Origin of the sequence: Nocardia speluncae NBRC 108251 (genome assembly GCF_001613245.1) — a bacterium.
GTDB classification, from domain to species: domain Bacteria; phylum Actinomycetota; class Actinomycetes; order Mycobacteriales; family Mycobacteriaceae; genus Nocardia; species Nocardia speluncae.
The window spans coordinates 168,645-189,169 of the sequence record NZ_BDBZ01000006.1 but is presented as its reverse complement, the minus strand read 5'-3'; the positions used below and the strand labels follow the sequence as shown (position 1 = coordinate 189,169).

Annotated in this window: 17 protein-coding genes and 1 pseudogene; 11 read left to right on the top strand and 7 right to left on the bottom strand. The window is 67.4% G+C overall.

Features of this window, described 5'->3' with window-relative positions; genetic code table 11:
• Positions 1 to 5: 5 nt before the first annotated feature.
• Positions 6 to 2,231 (bottom strand): TerD family protein, encoded by a 2,226-nt coding sequence (locus NS6_RS09190; RefSeq protein WP_245669211.1) that lies wholly within the window; start codon positions 2,229 to 2,231, stop codon positions 6 to 8.
• Between the two features lie 88 nt (positions 2,232 to 2,319).
• On the opposite strand from NS6_RS09190, the gene NS6_RS09185 reads away from it, so the two are divergent.
• Positions 2,320 to 2,817 carry a hypothetical protein gene (locus tag NS6_RS09185; protein ID WP_084470869.1) on the top strand — a complete coding sequence of 166 codons (498 nt, stop codon included), beginning with the start codon at positions 2,320 to 2,322 and terminating at the stop codon, positions 2,815 to 2,817.
• A gap of 15 nt (positions 2,818 to 2,832) precedes the next feature.
• Here the strand turns inward: NS6_RS09185 and NS6_RS09180 are convergent, their stop codons facing one another.
• Both NS6_RS09180 and pabB read right to left on the bottom strand, forming a co-directional pair.
• Positions 2,833 to 3,216, bottom strand: a complete 384-nt coding sequence (locus NS6_RS09180; protein ID WP_068039463.1) for a hypothetical protein — start codon at positions 3,214 to 3,216, stop codon at positions 2,833 to 2,835.
• Entirely contained in the window at positions 3,198 to 4,835 is a 1,638-nt protein-coding gene (pabB, locus tag NS6_RS33780; RefSeq protein ID WP_084470868.1) for an aminodeoxychorismate synthase component I, read from the bottom strand. Before pabB ends, NS6_RS09180 begins: the two co-directional genes overlap by 19 nt.
• Positions 4,836 to 4,913: 78 nt before the next feature.
• On the opposite strand from pabB, the gene NS6_RS09170 reads away from it, so the two are divergent.
• The 4 genes from NS6_RS09170 (at position 4,914) to NS6_RS09155 (ending at position 9,177) form a co-directional block, all read left to right on the top strand.
• A complete protein-coding gene (locus tag NS6_RS09170; RefSeq protein WP_084470867.1) occupies positions 4,914 to 5,978 on the top strand; it encodes a phosphotransferase family protein in 1,065 nt (354 codons plus the stop codon).
• A gap of 289 nt (positions 5,979 to 6,267) precedes the next feature.
• Complete coding sequence (locus NS6_RS09165; RefSeq protein ID WP_068039462.1) at positions 6,268 to 7,398, top strand: NDMA-dependent alcohol dehydrogenase; 1,131 nt, start codon at positions 6,268 to 6,270, stop codon at positions 7,396 to 7,398.
• Between the two features lie 319 nt (positions 7,399 to 7,717).
• On the top strand, positions 7,718 to 8,548 hold the full coding sequence (locus tag NS6_RS09160; RefSeq protein WP_068039666.1) for a serine hydrolase domain-containing protein: 831 nt from the start codon (positions 7,718 to 7,720) through the stop codon (positions 8,546 to 8,548).
• Between the two features lie 95 nt (positions 8,549 to 8,643).
• Positions 8,644 to 9,177 carry a DUF3145 domain-containing protein gene (locus NS6_RS09155; protein ID WP_068039663.1) on the top strand — a complete coding sequence of 178 codons (534 nt, stop codon included), beginning with the start codon at positions 8,644 to 8,646 and terminating at the stop codon, positions 9,175 to 9,177.
• Between the two features lie 126 nt (positions 9,178 to 9,303).
• Here NS6_RS09155 and NS6_RS33775 read toward each other — a convergent pair.
• A pseudogene (locus tag NS6_RS33775) lies at positions 9,304 to 9,773 on the bottom strand (Rv1443c family protein).
• A 110-nt stretch (positions 9,774 to 9,883) separates the two neighbouring features.
• Here NS6_RS33775 and NS6_RS36205 point away from each other — a divergent pair.
• Positions 9,884 to 10,507, top strand: coding sequence for a TetR/AcrR family transcriptional regulator (locus tag NS6_RS36205; RefSeq protein ID WP_068039456.1), 624 nt, complete (start codon positions 9,884 to 9,886; stop codon positions 10,505 to 10,507).
• Positions 10,508 to 10,835: 328 nt separating this feature from the next.
• Positions 10,836 to 12,086, top strand: coding sequence for an MFS transporter (locus NS6_RS09140; RefSeq protein ID WP_210747337.1), 1,251 nt, complete (start codon positions 10,836 to 10,838; stop codon positions 12,084 to 12,086).
• Between the two features lie 240 nt (positions 12,087 to 12,326).
• On the opposite strand, the gene NS6_RS09135 is transcribed toward NS6_RS09140, so the two are convergent.
• Positions 12,327 to 12,833, bottom strand: coding sequence for a nitroreductase/quinone reductase family protein (locus tag NS6_RS09135; RefSeq protein ID WP_068039453.1), 507 nt, complete (start codon positions 12,831 to 12,833; stop codon positions 12,327 to 12,329).
• A 32-nt stretch (positions 12,834 to 12,865) separates the two neighbouring features.
• A complete protein-coding gene (locus NS6_RS09130) occupies positions 12,866 to 13,177 on the bottom strand; it encodes a DUF3303 domain-containing protein (protein ID WP_068039450.1) in 312 nt (103 codons plus the stop codon).
• Between the two features lie 606 nt (positions 13,178 to 13,783).
• Between NS6_RS09130 and NS6_RS09125 the strand changes: the two genes are divergently transcribed.
• Positions 13,784 to 14,887 carry a diguanylate cyclase gene (locus tag NS6_RS09125; RefSeq protein WP_068039658.1) on the top strand — a complete coding sequence of 368 codons (1,104 nt, stop codon included), beginning with the start codon at positions 13,784 to 13,786 and terminating at the stop codon, positions 14,885 to 14,887.
• A 29-nt stretch (positions 14,888 to 14,916) separates the two neighbouring features.
• Here the strand turns inward: NS6_RS09125 and NS6_RS09120 are convergent, their stop codons facing one another.
• Positions 14,917 to 17,607, bottom strand: a complete 2,691-nt coding sequence (locus tag NS6_RS09120) for an AAA family ATPase (RefSeq protein ID WP_068039447.1) — start codon at positions 17,605 to 17,607, stop codon at positions 14,917 to 14,919.
• A 99-nt stretch (positions 17,608 to 17,706) separates the two neighbouring features.
• On the opposite strand from NS6_RS09120, the gene NS6_RS09115 reads away from it, so the two are divergent.
• Genes NS6_RS09115 through NS6_RS09105 form a run of 3 tightly spaced genes read left to right on the top strand, consistent with a single transcriptional unit; the run spans position 17,707 to position 20,461 of the window.
• Complete coding sequence (locus tag NS6_RS09115; protein ID WP_245669209.1) at positions 17,707 to 19,125, top strand: MFS transporter; 1,419 nt, start codon at positions 17,707 to 17,709, stop codon at positions 19,123 to 19,125.
• A gap of 23 nt (positions 19,126 to 19,148) precedes the next feature.
• A complete protein-coding gene (locus tag NS6_RS09110) occupies positions 19,149 to 20,021 on the top strand; it encodes an SDR family oxidoreductase (protein WP_068039442.1) in 873 nt (290 codons plus the stop codon).
• Positions 20,018 to 20,461: a Dabb family protein gene (locus NS6_RS09105; RefSeq protein WP_068039439.1), complete on the top strand. Its 444-nt coding sequence runs from the start codon at positions 20,018 to 20,020 to the stop codon at positions 20,459 to 20,461. The genes NS6_RS09110 and NS6_RS09105 overlap by 4 nt, the downstream gene beginning before the upstream one ends.
• Positions 20,462 to 20,525 lie beyond the last annotated feature (64 nt).

The window sequence follows — 20,525 nt, the reverse complement described above, 5'->3', positions numbered from 1 at the left end:
GGCGTTCAGATATTCGCACCCTTCTCGCGATTGCAGCCGCGGCACAGGATCTGGAGATTCGAGGCGCTGGTGGCGCCGCCGCGACTGAGCGGGATGATGTGGTCGAATTCGAGGTAGTGGCTTTCCCCGCATTCCACGCATTTTCCGCCGTCGCGTTGCCATACCTCGGCCTTGACCTCTTGCGGGATACTGCGCGAATCACGCTGTCCCGGCGCCAGGACAAGCCGTTTGGCGATTCGCAGCGCGCCTTCCAGTGCGGCGGCGAGATAGGCCGGATCGGCCACCGCGAAACTCGCCCCGCCCCGGGCCGAGGTGGCCGCGACGACGACTGTATCGAGTTCGGCCGCCACCGATACGATCCGCGACCAAGGGATCTCCACACCGGTGCCGGGGCCGACGAACCGCAGTTTCTTGGTGCTCACGATCAGCCGGCCGTCGGTGTGTTTCGGGCCGCGGGCCAGCTCCCGGATATGGGTCGCGCCGATATCCAGATAGACCAGTTCCTCGGCGTCCAGATGCAGATCCGGGGTGCGCAGGGTGGGCAGATCACCTTCGCGTAGCCGCGACAGTGTTCGGCCGCGACCCATCCGGGCACGCAGATCATCGATCAGCCGGCCCGCCAGCGACAGCTCGGTGACGGCGTGCTCGAAATCGTCGTACTCGTCGGCCGAGATCTGACCGTCGGCGAAGGCGAAGGCGACCCGCCGTTCCACATACTGCAAGGCCGCCGGTTCCAGTGCGGCCCGGGCGGTGGTTTCGTCGATCCGCTGATAGCGCAGCGATGCCCACACCGCATCCCATTCCGCACCGCGTGGACCCGAGGCGGCGAGTACCCGCGTAGCACGGGTATGCCAGTGGGTCAGGAATTCCTCGATCTCGGCCGCACACGCGGTACACCGATGGTGCCCGCCGAAGACCCGGCGGCGGCGCCGCGTGCCGCAGCGCGCACAGTCCTGCGGGTGGGGGCGGGCTGTCGGCCGGGTGTCGGCGGTCCACTGCTCGCCGTCCCACCAGCGCAGCACGGTGGGCTCCGTGGGGTCGCGGTACCAGTCGGCGCGACCCGACCCGGGCGGCGGCTCGACGGGTATGGGTTCCGGCACGGTGAGCCGCCGCAGGGTGACAGTGCCCGGTGATCTGCGGGCGGTATGCGCGGAATCGAACCGGTCCCACGGCGGGGCAGCGGCGGTACCGGATTCCATCCGCTCGTCGAGCCGGTAATGCGCGTTACCCGGGTGTGCCTCGGTGCCCCGGCGGGAATCGGTCGGGATGCTTTCCTGCTCCTCCGATCCAGCAGTCCGGGCCGCATGGTCCGATCGGTCCCGCCGGACGGTGTCCGGTGCGGTGCGGCGCGGGGATTCGTACCCGGACTCCATGGGGTGGGCTGCCGGATAGGCCGCTGCCGGGTTCCGCGCACCGGGCAGCGGCGGGCGGTCGCTGTGCGGTGATGGAGCGTCGTTGCGGGCGGAGCGGGCTCCGGTGGGCACCGGGTGGCCCCGGTCCGCGGCCGGTCGGTTCGCCTGTTCGCCGGACACTGTTCGCCCGATGCTCGCCTCTGCGCGCACGGTCTCCGCGGCCGCGCCGTGCCGGCCCGGCGTTGCGCGGTCGCTGTGGCGGCGCGGTGTATCGCCGTGGGATGCGCGCATTCCGGTGAGTACGGCAGTGCTCATGTCTCCGGCCGGGGAGTTCGTGGGCTCGATGCCCGGCGCGTTCCTCGAATCCGGAGCGGGTGGATCGTCGACCTGGATACCGAATTCGGTCACCAGCCCCGCCATGCCGGCGGCCCAGCCCTGGCCGACCGCGCGGAATCGCCACCCTCCATCCCGGCGGTAGAACTCCCCGAACATCATGGCTGTCACCGCTTCCGAATCGGTGACGGCGAATTCGGCGATCGGCCCGTCCACCGCGTACACCGTGACGCGCAGGTCCTCGATCCGGGTGAATTCGGTGTTCTCCAGCGACCCCGACACCACGATGCGGTCCACATCGGGCTCGGTACGCGGAAGTGACACACTGAGCCGGGCGGTCCCGGGTGCGGGATCCTGGTCGAGGGTGACCGCCTGGGACATATGCCGGGGCGCGTTGTAGAAGACCAGGTCCTTGTCGTTGCGGACAGCCCCGGCACTGTCCAGCAGCAGGGCATGCGCATCGACCACATGTTCGGACCGCCAGGAAATCACCACGGCCAGAAGAGATGTCGGTATCGGCGTATTGGCGCCCTTGCTCAGTTCCATCGCCGTCGAACTATGCCATGCGGTGCCGACACGCCCGCAGGCGCGCAGGTCATGGCCTTGCCCGGGATGGATGCGGCAGAGTTGTCGCATGGCCGATCCGGGACAGCCGGGGAGTGGGAAGGCGGCGAACCGGCCGGGAGCGCGCCGGGTGCCCTCGCCCGCCGATGTGCTGGCCGCCGCGCAGTCGGCGGTCGATGCGGCGCAGTCCGCGGCCGGGCAGGCCCTGGAGGCCGCGCAGCTCACCGCCGGTCAGGCATTCGATACGGCGGTGCGGTTACCCCCGGCCTCGGCGCAACTGGCCGCGCAACTACCCGATCTGCTGGACAACCTGTCCAGCGCCATAGACCGCCTCAATGCCACGGTCGACCGGCTCGATCGCACGCTGGCCCTCGCCGACCCCGCCTTCGCGGCCTACGACCGGTTGTTGCCCCGGCTGGAAGCGTTGATCGCGCTCGGCGAGGATCTGTTCGGCGCACTGTCCCGGTTGCCCGGGGTCGGTCGTATCGGCCGGATAGCCGGCCTCGGTGCACGTCCGGACCCCGAGCCCGACCCGCCGCCCCGGAAGCGGCCGCGGCGGAAAACCTGATGGGCGGCCGTTACGTCAGCGGTGGTCGAGGGCCCGGCCGTTGTAGGGGGTGTCGGAGGTGGTGCGGTCGTGTACCGGCCGGACCAGCACATCGTCGTCTTCGAAGGTGATCTGAGCGTTGCGTTCGGCGCTGAGCAGGGTCAGGACCAGTCGGTCCGCGACCCGCTGCGCGGAATTCTCGTCCGGGTAGCGGCCCAGCACCCGAGCGCTCGGCCCGACGGTGCCGTCACCTCGGTCGTGATCCCGGTTCCCGCTGCCGGTGGCCACCGCGAGCCGTGCGATGACTTCTGTCGCGCCCGGACCGTCGTTCGGCGCGCGCACCGGTTCGGTACCGATTTCGATGATCTGGTCGGCCCGAAGCCAGTCCCCACCATGTGTTTTCACCCAGAGCTGTGCCATCGCTCCATTGTTGCGCTGTTCGCGCGATCAGGGCGGGTGTTCTTCCGTCCGGCTTCGACCGCGGATACGGCCCGGTACACTGCCCGGGCCTTGAGCAGCATTTCGTCGTATTCGTCGGCGGCCACCGAATCCAGCACGATCGCCCCGCCTGCGCCGATCTGCCAGCGGCCGCCGTGGCGGACCGCGGTGCGGATCACGATATTCAGATCGGCGGTACCGCCCAGGCCCAGGAACCCGATGGTGCCCGAATAGACGCCGCGCGCACGGGTTTCCAGTCCATCGATGATCTCCATGGTGCGGATCTTCGGGGCGCCGGTCATCGACCCTCCGGGGAAACACGCGCGCAGGCAGTCGATGGCATCGGTATCGGCACGCAGTGTCCCTCGCACCGTCGAAACCAATTGGTGCAGAGTCGAATAGGTTTCGGTGGCCAGCAGATCGTGCACCCGGACACTGCCGATCTCGCAGACTCGGCCCAGATCGTTGCGCAGCAGGTCGACGATCATCACGTTTTCCGCGCGGGTTTTCGGATCCTCGGTGAGGGCGCGGCGCAGCCGTTCGTCCACCGCCGGATCGGGGTCGCGGCGAGCGGTGCCCTTGATGGGTTTCGTCTCCACCGTGCGGGTGCGGTCGACTTTCAGGAAGCGTTCGGGGGAGGAGCAGGCGATTTCGAGATCGTCGAAGCGCAGGTAGGCGGAATACGGTGCCGGATTGGCGCGGCGCAGTACCCGATAGGTGTCGAGGCCATCGGCCGTGGCGGGCAGGGTGAGCTGGTCGGTGAGGGTGATTTCGTAGGATTCGCCGGCCCGCAGCGCGATCTGGCAGGCCGCTATATCTCCCAGGTACTGGTCGCGGCCGCGGACGAGGTGGTCCTCGGTCCGGGGGCGGTCGGATCTTGTGCGGGCCCCGGATCGTCCGTGCGTATCGACCGGCGAGTGGTCTCCACGGGCATCGGCCGTGGCGCGGTCGTCGTGAGCGCCGGCCGCGGACGGGACCGGGTGCTCATCCACGGCGGTGAGGTCGTTGCCGGTGTCGAGGGGTGCGGGATTCCGCCACGTGGGCAATTGCGCCAGTACCACGGCCGTGTCGTCCAGCCAGGCATCGCAGTCCTGCCGCGCCGTTTCCGTGGGGCCCGAGAGTGCCACCAGATGGGTCCGGGCGGCGAGATGATCGACCACCACCAGCCGATCGGTGAAGATCCACTGGGCATCGTGGGTGGTGGCGTTGTGCACGGCCGCGCCGCCGCAATCGGCCTTGACCTCGTAACCCAGGTAGCCGACGTAGCCCCCGGCGAAATCGAACGGCAGCCGCGCGGGCAGCGGCAGGAACCGGGTACGCAGCGCGGCGGCCAGGTAGTCCAGAACGGTGCCCGGTTCGCGGCGGACCCGGCCCCCGGATCCGGTGACGGTGACGAACCCGCTGCCGACCCGGTACCGCACCACTTCGGCCAGTGGTCCGGAGGCGTCGCCGAGGAACGAGAACCGGTCCAGCCCCGGTTCCACATGTTCGCTGTCCAGCCAGAACGCGGTGGCCGAGGTGCCGTAGAGCCGGAGGAATGCCGCCTCGGTGTCGACGGCGCGTTCGAGCACCCGGTGCTGGACGGTGAGGGAATCGGACATGGTGGTCCGAATCTACGCCGGGCGGGCGTACCGAACTGTTGTCGGTTGCCCGCAGTTGTGTGGGTGTGGTGGGGCACAATGTCAGGCATGTCTGTTGCGCAGCCGGTGGGCGTGGATCGCGAACACGTCGACTTCACCGTGGTCGGGAATTGGATGGATGAGCGCGGGCTCGCCGGTGGAGAGTTCCGGGAGGTGAAGGCCCTCGGTGGGGGCACCCAGAACATCATGCTGCGGTTCACTCGCGGCGGTCGTGACTATGTACTGCGGCGCGGGCCCGCCCATCTGCGGCCCAAGAGCAACGAGGTCATCCGGCGGGAGGCGCGGCTGCTGGGCGCGCTGTCCGGTACCGATGTGCGGGCGCCCCGGGTGATCGCGGCCGAGCCGGACGAATCGGTCCTGGGCGCGGTGTTCTACCTGATGGAACCGATCGAGGGATACAACCCGCAGACCGAACTACCGGCGGAATTCGCCGGTGACCCGGCCGCCCGGCGCGCCATGGGGTTGTCCGCTGTGGAGGCGATCGCCCGCCTGGGCGCGCTCGACTACCAGGCCCTCGGGCTGTCCGACTACGGCAAACCGGAGGGTTTCCTGGAACGGCAGGTCGGCCGGTGGATGTACGAACTCGACTCGTACTCGGCCAACGAGGGCTACCCGGGCCCGCAGATCCCGGGCCTGAACGAGGTGGCCGACTGGCTGGAGCGCAACCGTCCCACCACCTGGACGCCCGGCATCCTGCACGGCGACTGTCATCTCGCCAACATCATGTTCTCCTATGAACGTCCCGAGGTGGCGGCACTGGTGGACTGGGAGATGTCGACCATCGGCGATCCGCTGCTGGATCTCGGCTGGCAGATCGCCACCCGGCCGGAACCCGGCACCTCCGGTGCCGTGCTCATCGGCAAACTGGGGGAGGCCGGCGGTCTGCCGTCGAGCGCGGAGATGATCGCGCACTACGGCACATTCTCCGATCGCGACCTGAGCGCTGCCACCTGGTACACGGTGCTCGCATGCTTCAAGCTCGGCATCGTGCTGGAAGGCACCTACGCGCGTGCTTTCGCTGGTAAGGCGCCCAAGAAGGTCGGTGACTTCCTGCACGCGAACACCCTGGAGCTGTTCGCGCGGGCGCGCGGCCTCATGGAGTAGGAACAAGTTTCACTCTTCGGCGAGGACGGCGGCTCCCGGTGGTATCCGGGAGCCGCCGTCTTGTTTCGGGCCGTGGTGGTGTGCAGGTATCGGCACTTGCGGTATCGACGGTGGAAGCGGACGATTCGGGTGTATTCTCCGCCGCATATGGAGCGTTGGCGGGGAATTCTGGTCGGTCGACCAGTTATCCGCGGAAATTCTTTGCCAACCCACTAGAACGTGTTCCAGTTCGTATCGTAGTGTGGAGGCTGTCACATGAAAGCCTGCGCATGCGAGAGGTCGGACACGAATGAAGACGAAGGGCGCGATCCTCTGGGGGATCGACGAGCCGTGGTCCGTCGAGGAAATCGAACTCGGCGACCCCCGCGGCGGCGAGGTGCAGATCCGGATGGAAACCGCCGGTATGTGCCATTCGGACCACCATATGGTCACCGGTGCCACCCCGATGCCGTCGTTCCCGGCAATGGGCGGCCACGAGGGCGCGGGCGTCATCACCAAACTGGGCCCCAACACGCCACCCGATCTCGCCGTCGGCGACCACGTGGTGCTGTCGTTCATCCCGGCCTGTGGCCGCTGTCCGGCCTGCGTATCCGGGAATATGGCCCTGTGCGACCTGGGGATGGGCCTGCTCTCCGGGCAGTCGGTCAGCGACGGTAGCTATCGCATCCAGGCTCGAGGCAAGGACGTCATCCCGATGTGCCTGCTCGGGACGTTCTCCCCGTACATGACGGTGCATCACACCTCGGTGGTCAAGATCGACCCCGAGATCCCGTTCGAGGTGGCTTGCCTCGTCGGCTGCGGTGTGCCCACCGGTTTCGGATCCTCCACCCACGTCGCCAACGTCATGCCGGGGGAGACCGCGGCCATCGTCGGTGTCGGCGGTGTCGGGATGAGCGCGTTGCAGGGCGCGGTGCTCTCCGGGGCGCGCAAGGTCGTCGCCATCGACCCGAACCCGTGGAAACGGGAGCAGGCCATCAAGTTCGGCGCAACCCACGCCTACGCGAGCATGACCGAGGCCATCGCCCCGCTGATGGAGGTCACCGAGGGCCGGATGGCGGACAAGGTCATCCTCACCATGGGTGAGATGGAAGGCTCCTACATCGAAGAGGGCCTGATCCTCACCGCGAAGGCCGGCACCCTGGTGGTCACCTCCATGGGCCGCATGGACGCCTTCGACGTGAAGATGAACAACTTCCTGCTCTGCATGCTGCAGAAAACGGTCAAGGGCTGCATCTTCGGCGGCGGCAACGCCCGCCAGGACGTTCCGAAGCTGCTCTCGCTGTACAAGTCGGGTCAGCTGAACCTGGACGATATGGTCACTCGCAGCTACGCACTGGAGGACATCAACCAGGGCTACAAGGACATGCTGGACGGCAAGAACATTCGCGGCATCATCAAGTACACCGCCGCCGACCGCTGATCCCGTGCCGGGGTGACCGGCCGGATCCTTCGCGGATATTGCGTTTTCCGGGGCTGCCGGGCCGGTCGAGTACCAGCCCGGCAGCCCCGTTCCGGTTGGGCGGGCCTGTGCCCGGTGTGTGAGCGCGCAGCGGCGCCCGGTCGTCGGCTCGGCCGGCATCGACACGGCGCTCGACCGGCGGGTCGGGCTGCGGAGTTCTGTGCGCCCCGGGCCTGCCCACTATCGGAACAGCACGCGTGGTGCGCAGGCCAGGGTGCCCGTCCCGATGAGGGCTCGGGTGAATTCCACGCCGGCGGCACTGTCTCGTAACCTCGGGGATGTGCGCGCACTCGAGCAGATCAAGCAATGGCCGGTCCGGCATGCCGCGGCGGGCGTGGTCACCCGGAACGGACAGTGGTCCGCCGGTGACGGCGACCGTGTCTTCCGCCTCGCCTCGGTGACCAAACCGCTGGCGGCGTATGCGGCGCTGATCGCCGTGGAAGAGGGCGCCATCGAACTCGACCAGCCCGCGGGCCCGCCCGGTTCGACCGTCCGCCATCTGCTGGCGCACACCTCCGGTGTCGCGTTCGACACCACCGATATCCTCGCCCCGCCCGGCGCCAGGCGGATCTATTCGAGCGCCGGTTTCGAACTGCTGGCCGATTTCGTTGCCGAGCACACCGGTATCCCGTTTCCGCAGTATCTGCGCGAGGCCGTCCTCGAGCCGCTGGGGATGCAAGCTTCCGAGCTGACGGGTTCGGCCGGGCACGGCGCGCATTCCACACTCGCCGATCTGCTGCGCTTCGCCGCCGAACTTCTCGAACCGCGGTTGATTTCGGCGCAAACCCATACCGACGCAACCACCGTCCAGTTTCCCGGCAGCAACGGGGTGCTGCCCGGATTCGGTTCGCAGCGCCCCAACGACTGGGGGCTGGGTTTCGAAATCCGCGACGCTAAATCGCCGCATTGGACCGGTACCGCGAACTCGCCACGGACATACGGTCATTTCGGGCAGTCGGGCACGTTCATCTGGGTCGATCCGCAGCTCGACCTCGCCTGTGTGGCCTTGAGCGACGAGAATTTCGGGGAGTGGTCGCGTGAAGTATGGCCTCCGTTCAGTGATTCGGTGATCGATGAGGCCACAGTCGCTCGCAACACAGCTGCGCAGTAACACATGTAACACCGGGCACTCGAGTACACTCGGGCAACGCCTTTTCGACGGACCGTTGGGGAAGACGAGCATCGTCGAAACCGGAGGTGTACGTGGTGCGCGCATCGACCCGATACGCGGAGGTAACGGCGGGTGTGGTCTACATCCACTCGTCGCCCACCGCGCTGTGCCCACATATCGAATGGGCGCTCGCGGCCGCGCTCGGTAGCCCCGCGGGCCTGCGCTGGACCGCGCAGCCGGCGGCACCGGGTCAGCTCCGTGCCACCACCGACTGGATCGGACCGGCCGGTACCGCCGCCCGGATCGCGCAATCCCTGCGCTCGTGGCCGGTGCTGCGTTTCGAGGTCACCGAGGATCCCAGCGAGGGAGTCGACGGCGAACGCTACAGCTTCGTCCCGAACCTGGGTCTGTGGCACGGCGCGACAAGCGCCAACGGCGATGTGATGGTGAGCGAGATGCGGTTGCGGGTCATGCTGCAGGCCGCCCGCGAACTCGGCCGCCATTCGGTCTATGACCTCTCCGTCGAGATCGATCGCGCGCTCGGGACCGCCTGGGACGAGGATCTGGAGGTCTATCGCACGGGCAGCGAGGGTGCCGAGATCACTTGGTTGCGCCGCGACGTCGGCTGATCGCCGCGCCCTGTGCTTGCGGATCAGGCTCCCGCTGCGAGACCGCAGGGGTTCGGCCCCGCGACCTCCGAGACTTCCCTTGTTGCCGGTGCAAGGCCGATGGGGTCTTGTCATCCGGTGGCTGCGTCATAAATGTTCGCCGCGCCCCCAGCCGATGGCCGCGAGGACGCCGGCCAGTTCGCGCCAGCGGCGCTGCCGGTGGCGGAACATCAGCTCGGCGAACATCCGGACGCCGAGGCCGCGCCAGCCGTCTTCGAGTTCGATCTCGTCGGTATAGCGGCACCGGGTCTCGTCGATCGGGGTGAAGGTGAGGCGATGGTTCCAGACGCGTACCGGCCCGCCGTTCTCGTTGGTGTAGATCTCGGTGGGGCCGAGGTGTAGCAGCGTCAGCCGATGCGTCCAGCTCGGTACGATGCCGAACCACCACAGCCGCGCCGAGCCCGAGACGCCCGGTGTGAGCGGGTTCGGAAAGTCCAGGCCCGGGGTGCGGAGCAGGGGGGGGCGACAACGTATTCGAACAGTTCCGGACGTTGCGCCAGCAGGCAGGCGTCACGCGCGGGGAGGGGCAGTTCGGTCGAGAGCCTGACCGTGCTCATCTGTTCATCATCGCGAAAGCCTGCGGCCAGGGCAATGGAGCGTGTTTCGAAGGAGATCCGGGACCGCCGGTTATGGACATTTCGTTACAAAATAGGTTACTGTGCGGTTTATGGCAAGACCACGGAGCTTCGACCGCGAACAGGTCATCGAGGCCGCCACGCGGCAGTTCCGGCAATCCGGGCTACATGCCTCCAGTGCGGAAGACCTCTGTCGCGCAACAGGTCTCGGGCGCAGTAGCCTGTACAACGCCTTCGGTAGCAAAGATGAACTGTTCGCGCAGTGTCTCGACGCCTATCTGGACCGCACGCTGGCGCGTGCCGAAGAGGTTATCGGTGACACCGCACAGGGAACGCTCGACCGGATCGAGAAGCTACTCCGGGGGGTGGCGACCGAGGAGTCCGAGCGTGCTGGTTCGGGGGCGCCGCGGGGCTGCCTGGCGGTGAACACGGTGACCGAACTCGCCGACGATCCCGCCTACGATGCCTGCGTCGAGCGCATCGGCCGCGATACGGCGGCGCGCCTGGAATTGCTTGCGGCCGTGCTGCGGGCCGGGCAGGCGGCGGGAGAGGTGACGACGAGTCTTTCCGCCGAGGGGCTTGCGGCCTTCGTGCACTCGGCGGTCGCTGGATTGCGGGTGGCTTCACAGGGCCGGGTTGCGGTGGCATGGTCGGACGAGATGATCGCAGCGACGCTGCGGGCGCTTCGGCCGCAGCGGCTGATTCGATATGGGTGAACGGGGCGGGCTGCGTCTGTTTGTTTTGTGCAATTCGTTACAGAATGTTCGGTTGGCCAGGTGCTGTCGTAGTAGTGGTAGTGGCGCCCCCGTTGGGGAGGTGGTGGTCGCGGCGCGGGCTCCACCGGGTATAGACCCGAGTGTTCGGTGTTCGTCGGGGCGTCCGGGCATGCCGAGCGTCTCGGGGCCGTTTTCGGTTGATTGCCGCGATCGCTGACTCCCTGTTGTCGCGTGCTCGGTAACCGGTGGTGGGGCCCGGCCGAATGGGCCTGTTGCGGGCTGCCTCAGTTTTAGAACGTTCATTTCAAAACCAGTCAGGAGAGTTTCGTTGACATCCTCCCCGCCCGGTAGTCAAGCACCCGCGATACCCGCCGCTGTGTATGTGCTCGCCGCAGGCGTATTCGCCATGGTCACGAGCGAATTCGCCGTCGCCGGCCTCATGCCGCAGCTGGCCGAGAGCCTTGATACCGATATCGCGCAGATCGGCTACCTGGTCACGATTTTCGCTGTCGCCATGGCCTTCGGCGGACCGCTGCTCATCTTGGCTCTCCTGCGCCTACCGCCGAAGACCGCGATCATGGTGGTTTTCGCGATCTTCTTCGCCGGTAACCTGCTCGCCGCGCTGGCTTCTTCGTATGCGGTGATGGTGGTAGCCCGGATCGTGACCGGTATTGCCGCGCAAGCCTTCTTCGGCCTCACCGTCTCGCTGTGTATGCGAATCGTCGACGCGAGCGTCCGCGGTCGCGCAGTCAGCGTCGCGATGAGCGGCCTGATGCTGGGCACGCTACTGGGTCTACCCCTGGCAACCTTCATCGGCGGCCGGCTCGGCTGGCAGGCCGCTTTCTGGGCAGTCGCCGTCCTCACCGCGGTGGCGGCCGCACTCACCTCGGTCCTGGTCCGCAACCCACGCGACCCGGACGAATCCAGCGCCGAAACCGAAACCTTCACCGAGCAACTGCGGGCGATCCGCAGCCCACGCCTGCTCCTGGCGCTCGTCTCCAGCACCCTGATCATCGGCGCAACCTTCTCCGTCTTCAGTTTCCTGGCCCCCATCCTTACTCGGGTCAGCGGTTTCACCGAAAGCTCGGTCCCGCTGCTCCTGCTCGCCTACGGCGCCGCAACTCTCCTCGGCAATTTCGTCGTAGGCCGCCTCGCCGATCGCCGTACCGTGCCCACACTTCTCGTGGGCACGCTCTTGAACATCGTGTTCCTCCTCGGTTTCGCACTCGGTACCGGCTCTCGGCCGCTCGCGATCCTGTTCATGCTCGGTATCGGTCTCGTCGGCGTGACGATGAACCCGGCAATGGCCGTCCGCGTCCAGCGTGCCGGCGGCACCGGCGTCCTCGTGAACACGGTGCACGCCTCGTTCATCACCTTCGGCGTTGTCCTCGGCTCGGCACTCGGCTCTCGTCTCCTCGCGGAATACGGCTTGCGCGCCCCGATTGTCCTCGGTGTGGTCCTGGCCGTTCTGGCGGTTGCTGCGATCCTGCCGGCGCTACGTGATCCGCGGCCGCGCGACGGCAGTGTGGCCGGCCCGCAGCGTGTCATCCAGGAGGAACGCCCCGCGTATACCGGCTGACGGCGGCTTCGCCGGACCTTGTCTCCTGCGATCGACTACGCGGCGCGAACCACAGAGCCCCAGATGGGCCGGATTGTTTTTCACTGCAAGGATCCGCAGGGTGCGCAGCTCATTTCCGCGGAGTTCGCCCGCGCCTTGCCTCACCCGCCTGCACAATCGGTCGGTGGGCCGACCAGCGATCTGGTCGATCCGAACGCCGGCACCCTTAGCCGTGACCAGCTCGGTGTCGCTGGCGCCGGATCAGGTGCGGGTCAGCGCGAAAATCGGCAGGTCACGGCTGGTCCGGTCGCGGTATGTGGCGTATGCGCCCCAGAGTTCGACGAATCGCCGAAAGATCGATTCCTCTTCCGCCCCGTCGACTCGACTTGCCCACACCGGTATCCGCTGCCCGGCGATGGTCACGGTTGCGTTCGGCTCGGCGATCAGGTTCATTGCCCAAGCCGGATTGCGGTCACCGCCGTAGTTGCTGCCTATGACATACAAAGTGTCGCCGTCGTGCAGATACAGCAGCGGCTGGGTGCGTGGCTGTCCCGAGCTGCGGCCCTTGGTGGTCAGCAGGATTATCGGCGCACGAAGCGCACCCAACGGGGCGTGCTCGGCATTGGTGCGTTCCAGTATCCGCCGGTCCATCGGCGCGAACTTGCGGGCCACCCAGGATCCGGGTTTGGTAACGGCCCACCGTGCCGAAACGCGGAACAGGGCGTTGTGCGGTGACCCCTGTCGTGGCCGGGGGAAGCGCGATGTCATGTGCTGATACCTCGGCTCGCCGAAAGGTGCTCTCAGCCGATCGATTCCCGGAAGCCGACACCCTCCTCTATCGCTTGCACGGCTTCGGCGAGTTCGACGACGGGGTGGACTTCGTAGTCGGCGAAGAAGCCGAACTTCTTGGGAGCGTCGGCGAGATCCAGCGGATTGTCGGTTTCGACCACCGCGAACCCGCCGCTACCGTCGAGCCGGCCGACCATCTGGTGGTAGGTCACGCCGTCGACCGGTTTCCAGTTCTCGAATACCTTCAGCGCGCGGCGGATACTGTCCTCGTTCTCCGTTGCGGTGCCGCTCCAACGATAGGTCCAGGAAACTACGTATTTCATTGATCCTCCATGGATATCCCGAAATGTACAGATTTTGCGCACGGTGGGCCCGCCTCGACATATGACCGATTCCGGTGAAGTCTCGTGCTGGATATGAGGTCGGGCGAGATGCCGCGGAAAATGGTTGCTGACAGGCAGGCTCGGTGAGTCCGTAGCTCGCCTGCTGCTCGGAAGAGCGGTAGATGTGAAGGGGAACTCCGCCTATCGGCTCTGATCGGGGAGTGTGGTTTCTCTCTCCGGCGGGCGTTCCGAGTGCGCGCGACCGGACCATTGACGCAGTAATTATAGCCCTACGCTATTTGTGTCTCAATGGTTCTGAGTCACGGACCACGGATCAGATCGGGGCGCTGGTCGCTGAGTTCGGCAGCCTCCTTCCGGGCCGCTTTTCGGTATCGCAGCGGTCACTTTCCGACCTTGCGTTCGAACGCAGTCGTGGTGACCGTGTCGATCAACTCGAAGGCCGGGTAGTGGGGTGCGACACATACTCGCCCGTCGGTTATGAATGCGTTCGGTCTAGACTGCTCCGCACGAGCCGGTGAGATTTCCCGGTACTTGCATTCGGTACGAGCGGTGGTGGGCAACGCAGCCGGGACCAAAGGTGAGTCGATGAACAACGCCAAAACGTTGCGAGCCTGGTGGAACGACCCGGTCGACTACAGCTGGCTGGTGCGCACCCTGGCAGCTCGATCGGCGCTCCGGCCGCTGAAGATCCTGATCGGCGTCGCGGGCGCGATGATCGCAGTGATGGGCGCAGTGATCGCCGGTACGCCGGTGGGACCGCCCGGCAGCCCGGGTATCTATTCGACAGTCGGAGTGCTGGCCGGTACCTTGTGGGCGCTGCGCTGGTGGCTACTGCCCTGGCCGAGTAAAAACGAGTCTCTGGTGCTGATGGCCTGCGCCGACGTGCTGTTCATCGTGGAGTTCCTCCAGGTCCCGGACCGGTCGTTCGGGGCGATGGGCACGGTGTTGCTCGTTGTCAGCGGTAGCTACCTGGGCTGTTTTCACAGCGCGCGTGTTCTGGCCGCGCACTCGGTGTGGTCTTTCGTCGCGGTGATCGTGTTCTCGGCGCGCATAGTCACCGGAGGCGGGAATGTGCACCTGGCCGTCGCGATCGCGCTGCTGCTGTTCGTATCGGTGGTCAGCGCGGTACCCGCATTGCAGATCCTCTACTGGCTGTTGCGCAACGAATCGCTGTCGGACCCGCTCACCGAACTGCTCAACCGCCGGGGCCTGGAGATCAGGCTCCCGAGGATGGTGGAGCGCTACCCCGCGATCTGCGTGATGAACTTCGACCTCGACCGATTCAAGACCGTCAACGACACCTGGGGCCACCGCGTCGGCGATACCGTCCTGGTACGAACCGCCCGGCGACTCCGCGACGCTGCGGGGGAGGAGGCGGTGGTAGCGCGCACGGGCGGGGAGGAATTCGTGGTCGCCGCGCCCATCCCCGCCGCAGACGCCCGCGCCGAAGCCGAACGCCTGCGCCTCGTGGTCGCCGCACCACCGGCGACCGCGGTGGAGGTCACCGCGAGCGTGGGCGTCGCCGTCTTCGATGCGCTGGTATGCCCCCAGTGCCCGCGCCCCACTCCGGACCGGTTGCTGCATTCCGCCGACGCCGCCATGTACCGGGCCAAACAGTCCGGCGGGAACCTGGTGGTCGTCGACGAACTCACCCCGCCCCGCGACGATACCCAACCGATACTCGGGTAGCGTGTCGCCCTTGCCGGCGGCATAGCGCGTCATCCCAGATCCGGGATGTTTCGCAGCTGTCTGCGCGAGGTGATGCCGAGTTTGCGGAAGATGTTTCGCAGGTGAGCATCCACCGTGCGCTTGCTGAGGTACAGGCGGGTGGCCACCTCCTTCGACGTCGCACCCGCCGCCACCTCGCGGGCAATATGCATCTCCTGCATGGTCAGGCGGTCGTAGGTGTGCGCAGAGCGGCGACGGACCACTTCTCCGGTCGCGCGCAGCTCGCCCGCGGCCCGCTCGGCGAACGCCTCCAGCCCTATCTCCGACAACTGTTCGTGCGCGGTACGCAGGTGTTCGCGTGCCTCGCGTCGGCGGTTCGCCCGTCGTAGCCACTCGCCGTACCGCAGGTGTGCCCGCGCGAGGTGCGTTGCCAGTGGGCTACCCGTCAGATGCTCGAGTGCCTCCCGGTGGTCGTCTTCCCCCTCGCTGACCAGGGCCCGCGCCCCTGCCGCGACGCCGAGGGCGAAGCCGGTGCCCGCCGGCTGTGTGCGTTCGAGCAGGGCTTCCAGCGCCGACCGCGCGACGGCATCCGCACCACACCGGACCGCCGCCTCCACCAGCTCGGGCAGCGCGATTCCGGTGAGGAAGAGGTCGCCGCCCGCCACGGCGCTCCGGGCTGCGTCCAGTGCGGTGGCGTAGTCGGCCGAGCCGTTGTACAGGACGGCCTTTGCGAAATGGGCGTTAGCGGTCAGCTGGCCGGTGTCCCGGCTCATCACCTCGGTGAACAGATCGTGCACTTCGCCGCGACGGCCGCGCATGGCCGCCAGATGCACTCTCGGATACAACTGCGGGAGATCGCCGAGGGCGTCGGCGATCGCTTCCTCCTCGGCGATCGCGGCCATCGCCCGCCCGAAGTCGCCAGCGAGCACCGCGGACACAGCAGATTGCGACAGGCCCAGCCGGATCGTCATCGGCGAACCCGTGTCCCGCCCGGATCGCCCCAGCCAATCGGTGACCGTAGCGTGCAACTCGATATCCCACAGTTCACCCGCGAGTACCGTGGCCAACGCCGGCGCCTGGATCCAGCCGGCATCGTCGCCGGTGAGAACCCGGCGCAGGGCCGGCACTCCGGCGTGATGGCCCTCGGTGTTCAACAGCACCAGTGCGTCCAGGAGATCCGGCGGTCGTGCTGTCGGCGGTGCCGAGCGCGCCGCGTCGAGCACCCGATCCATTACTCCTGCGGCCCGCCCCACGACGAGCCCCATCTCCAGTGCCGCGACGAAGCACTCTCGTGACCGTTGCGGATCGATGGCCGCGAGCCGCTGCCCTGCTCGCAGGATGAGTTCCGGGCCCTCGACGGACCCTCCCGCGCCTCGGACGAACGCGATCCGGCCACGCAGCAGGTCGACGGCCGCGTGCTGGAGATCGTCCAGCCTCTCGGTATCGATGCTGGCCAGCAGGTCCGCTGCTGCGCCGGCCCCGCCCGCTTCGAGCATCGCCCGCGCGGCCGCGAGTGTGCGTTCGGTCTGCTTGCCGGGATCGAGTGACAGTGCCGCCGCTCGTTCGAGGAACGCGGCGGCGGCCGCCACACCGCCCCGTGCCTGCGCCCGCGATGCCGACGACTCCAGTTGCGCAGCGGTCCGTTCGTCCGGTGCGGTGGTGGCTTGGGCACGGTGCCAGGCCCGCCGGTCCGGTGCGGTATCCGGATCGGTGGCCTCCGCGAGCGCCTGATGTGCCGCACAACGCTGGTACGGTTCGGCTGCCCGGTATGCGGCCGAGCGCGCCAACGGGTGGCAGAAGCGCGCACGCGTATCGAACACCATCAGCCCCGACGCCGCGACGGTGGCAGTTGCGGCGGGCACATCGATATCCAATCGCCGTGCGGCGACCCACAGCAGATCCGGGGAACCAGTGGGATCGGCACTCGCGAGGATCAGCAGCAGTTGTGCATGCCGGGGTAATTCCGCCATCCTGGCCTGGAAACTCCGCTCGATCCGGCTCGCGACCGGCGAGGGCGCGGGCTGGGCGAAACCGCCCGCTTTCGGCAACTCGATCAGGGCCAGCGGGTTTCCGCGCGCCTCCGCGAGCAGGCGATCTCGTACCCGCTCGTCGAGCGTTACGGTTCTCTCCGCTGCCAGTAGTTCGCGCGCATGAGCGTCGCTCAGGCCGTCGACCGGTAACTCCGGTAGCGCGGCCAATCCACCCGCCAGGTCCTGGTCGCGAGCCGCGAACAGCATCGCGATCGGCTCCGCCGCGATGCGTCTCGCCAGGAATGTGAAGGCATTCGCCGAGGCGGCGTCCATCCAGTGTGCGTCGTCGATGAGGCACAGCATCGGACGCACCGTGGCGGCGGCGGCCAGCAGTTCGAGAGTCGCGAGGCCGACGCGGAACGGGTCGGGAGCGCCGTCGGCCAACCCGAAGGCGACCTGCAGGGAGTTCCGGTAGGGCGCCGACAGCGTGGGGAGGTGCGCCAGCACCGGAACACACAGCTGATGCAGTGCCGCGAACGGCATCTCGTCCTCGAACTCCGATCCGGACGCGCGAATGACCTGGAATCGCTCCGGCGCCGCGTGTTCGACGTGCTGTAGCAGTGCGCTCTTGCCGATGCCGGCCTCGCCGCGCAGGACGAGCACACCGCCCTCGCCCTGTTCTGCCCGGTGGAGAAGGGAAAGCAGGATTTCGCCCTCGTCGTCCCGGCCGACGAGCGAGCCGCGGGACGACGCCGCAGTATTCGGAACCATAGGCCGATGCTGTCATCCGTGGCATCTCGCTCGTTCGAAGGGAGGGATAGGCATTTCTTGCCGACGCGAGTGAGGGTGTTCCCACGCGATCATTCAGGCGTGACGACACCTGCACCCACCACATTGCCCGCCCGTTCGCAGTTACCGCGCGGGGTCGCGATGGCCGGCCTGGCAACTGCCGTGTTCCTGGTTATTCTCGACGCCGCGATGGTGAACCTCGCCGGGTCCACGATCCGCGAGGGACTCGAGCTCACGGCCGCCGAACTCACGATCGTCGTGGACAGCTATCTGGTGACCTTCGCCGGTCTGCTGCTGCTCGGCGGGCGCCTGGCCGACGTACTCGGGGCGCGGGCCATGTTCTCGACCGGGTTGATCATCTACCTTGCGGCATCGGCCTTCTGCGGGCTCGCTACCGGCGGCGAGATGTTGATAGCCGGGCGGATCGGGCAGGGTATCGGGGCCGCGGTCGTGATGCCGGCTGCGCTCTCGCTCGTGCTCGCTCTCCACCCCTCGCCCACGGAACGCACTCGGGCGATGGGTATCTGGGGCGCCGTCGCCGGGGCCGGCAGCCTCGTCGGAGTCTTCCTCGGCGGAACGCTGACACAGCTGCTGGGCTGGCAGGCGGTATTCGTGACTCCGGTTCCCTTCGGGATCATCGGCGCGATCATCGTGTGGCGTTCGGTGCCGCCGATCCCGGGCAGCCCCGGCCGGTTCGACGTGCTCGGCGCCATCACCGTCACTGCCGGGATCTCCGGCCTCGCGCTCGGCATGGTCTCCGCCTCCGACGCCGGATGGACCTCGCCCGCCACGGTAATCGGACTCGCGGCGGGCATAACCTGTCTGGTGGCGTTCGTGATCGTCGAGCGGCGTTCCACCCATCCTCTGATCCCGCTCGGTGTGTTCCGCAGGGGGCCGGTGGTGACGGCGAACCTTGTGATGCTGCTGATCGGCGGCACACTGACGAGCCTGTTCTTCTTCCTGCCCCAATACCAGCAGGATGTGCTCGGGATGAGCCCCTTCGAGGCCGGGATCGCGCAAATCCCCGTCGCCGTCATGCTCATCGTCGGCAGCGTGGTCGCACCGCTGCTGGCCCAGCGCGTAGGGGTGGCCGGTGCGTTGCCGGCCGGTCTCGTCGTACTGCTCGCGGGCCTGCTGTGGCTGGCGACGGCTCCGGTGACCAGCGGCTTCTCCGTCCACCTGCTGGGCGCGTTTGTACTGATCGGTACCGGTCTCGGGCTCGGCACCGTCAACGCGATCGCGATGGCGGTGCGCAACAGTGCCGACAGTGAAACAGGACTGCTCAGTGGGCTCGTCAACGCCGCGCAGCAGCTGGGAGGTGCGGTCGGTGTCGCCGCGCTGGCCGGAATCGCCATCGGCGCAGCCGGAACAGCCGGAGATATCTCGTTCACGACCGCGTTCTTCGGTCAGGCCACGCTCATCCTGATCGCGCTCGCGGTGTCGCTGATCTCCATTGCCAGGACTCGGCAGACCGGCCTTACGGCCGCCGGCACACACTGATCTCCTCGAAGGGACGCAGAACGATGAACACCCCCACCATCCTGGTGACCGGTGCGACCGGAACCGTCGGCACCGCACTGGTCCCGGCCCTGCAAGCCCGCGGCGCCACCGTCCGCGCCATGACCCGCAACCCCGGCCGCGTAATCCCCGGCGTCGAAACCGTCGTCGCCGACCTGCGCGACCCGGCAGCTGTGACCGCGGCACTGGACGGCGTCGACGCGGTTTTCCTCAACAGCCCTTCGGCCCCCGACGCCGCCGCGCTCCAGATCCGGTTCGCCGAGCTCGCCCGCGACGCGGGTACGAACCGGCTCGTGCTGCTGTCCCAGTACGCGGCACGTACCGACTCGCCGGTGCGATTCCTGCGCTGGCACGCCGAAGTCGAAGCACATGTGCGCAAGCTCGGGCTCGACCACACCGTGCTCCGCCCCAACCTCTACCTGCAAGCGTTGCTCGCTTTCGCCGGCACCATCGCCCGGGGCTGGTTCGCCGCACCCATCGGCGACGCCGCTGTCAGCGCCATCGATATCAGGGATATCGCCGAAACCGCCGCAGCTGTACTGACAACCAGCGGGCACACCGGGCACACCTATACGCTGACCGGCCCCCGCGCGGTCACTCACGCCGAGATCGCCGCCGCGATCGGCACAGCCACCGGCCGCAGCATCACCTTCCGCGACGCACCCGCCGACCGGTTCGCCGCCGCACTGGCAGGTTTACCGCCGTGGCAGCGCGACGGCCTCGTCGAGGACTACGCCCACTACGCCAGAGGCGAAGCCGCCGACGTACATACGTCCGTCACCGACCTCACCGGCCACCCCGCCCGCGATATCACCGACTTCGCCCGCGATTACGCCGCCGCATTCACTCCGGCCGAAAACGCAAAGGACGCCCCATGATCTACCACTGCATCCGTTTCACCCTGAAGCCCGATGTTTCGGAGGAGGACAAGGTATCCGGCCTCGCACGGATGGGCGAGCACATCAACGCCATTCCGGCCATCAAGTCACGCGTCGTCGGCCCCGACTTCGGCGGTGAATTCGACTACGGCGCAGTTTCCGTGCTGGAAGACCTCGAGGCCTACGAGGAGTACATGAACCATCCGGCGCATCTCGAAATGGATCGGATCGGGTTACCGCTGGTCGACAAGTTCGTATCGTTCGATATCACCGACGACCCGGACCCGGCGGTCGGTGACAAGATCGCCGAGATCCACCGCCGCCGGTTCGACGGTATGCCCGATATCGCCGAGCTGGTGTCCGGCCTCGCCGAGTACACCGGTAGCGCCGCACCCGGCAAGCACGGAACCCGGCCAAGCCCTGGGTCTGTGGAGAAATAACAGACTGCGGGGCATGGTCTTCCGCAGGTGCTGGTACCTACGGTGAGTTCCACGGTTGCTGCGA